Annotated in this window: 1 protein-coding gene; it reads left to right on the forward strand. The window is 72.5% G+C overall.

The annotated features are described in order from the left end of the window. The first annotated feature begins 116 nt into the window (after positions 1 to 116). Positions 117 to 1,151: an arabinan endo-1,5-alpha-L-arabinosidase gene (locus ACYVE9_RS27475; protein ID WP_461030595.1), complete on the forward strand. Its 1,035-nt coding sequence runs from the start codon at positions 117 to 119 to the stop codon at positions 1,149 to 1,151. The last annotated feature ends 69 nt before the right edge of the window (positions 1,152 to 1,220 follow it).

Consider the following 1,220-nt stretch of genomic DNA (forward strand, 5'->3'; position numbering starts at 1 on the left):
CGACCGTCCCGCGTCGACGGCCCTCGTCAGCGGCCCCGCGACAACCGGGACCCCTCGCCGGTCACCACGCCGGCGACCCCCTTCCCGCACCCCCAGGCGTACGAAGGAGAGAACCCATGAGCACGACGACCCGACTCCCCCACCACCGCGGCCCGACCCGCCCCGGCGCACGCCGCACATCCGTCGGTCGCCGCCGCGGGCTGCTTGCCGTGGCGCTCGCCGCCGCCCTGCTCGCCCTCGTCCCCCACACCGCCGCCGCCTACCCCGGCCCCGGGCACGTCACCGGGGACATCGTCGTCCACGACCCCGCGATGCTCCGGGACTCCTCCGGCCGCTACCTGCTCGCCTCCACCGGCGGCGGGATCAACCTGCGGACCTCCACCGACCGGACGGCCTTCACCCGCAGCGGTGACGCGTTCCCCACCCGGCCGGGCTGGTGGAGCCGGTACTCGTCGGTGCCCGAGGCGTGGGCGCCCGACATCTCCCACCACGGCGGCCGGTACCTGATGTACTACTCCGTCTCCAGCTTCGGCTCCAACACCTCCGCGATCGGCCTGGCCACGTCCACCACCGGGCAGCCGGGCAGTTGGACCGACCGCGGGATCGTCCACTCCACGCAGGCGTCCTCGGACCACAACGCCATCGACCCGAACCTCTTCGTCGACGACGACGGGTCCTGGTGGCTGTCCTTCGGGTCGTGGTGGACCGGCATCAAGATGATCCGGCTCGACCCGTCGACCGGCAAGCAGCACCCCGGCGACACCAGGCGCCACTCGCTGGCCTCCCGGCCGAGCGGTTCGAAGGCGGTCGAGGCGCCGTACGTCGTCAAACGCAACGGTTCCTACTACCTGTTCGCCTCCTACGACATCTGCTGCGAGGGCACGTCGTCCACCTACAAGATCAAGGTGGGCCGCTCGTCGCGGCCCACCGGCCCCTACACCGACCGTGCGGGAGTGCCGCTGATGAACGGCGGCGGCACGCCCGTACTGGAGTCCCACGGCAGGGTGGTGGGCCCCGGCGGCCAGTCAGTGATGCCGGACTCCGACGGTGACCTGCTCGTGTACCACTACTACGACGGCCAGGACGGCGGCCGGTTCAAGCTGGGCGTCAACCTGCTGTCCTGGCAAGGGGGTTGGCCGGTGGCCTACTGACCGGCCGCCGCACGTGCCCGCACAACGCCAAGGTCCGCCCGCCCCGCTGCACGTTCGCGGGGCGGGCGG

The sequence above is a fragment of the Streptomyces sparsus genome (assembly GCF_054776295.1).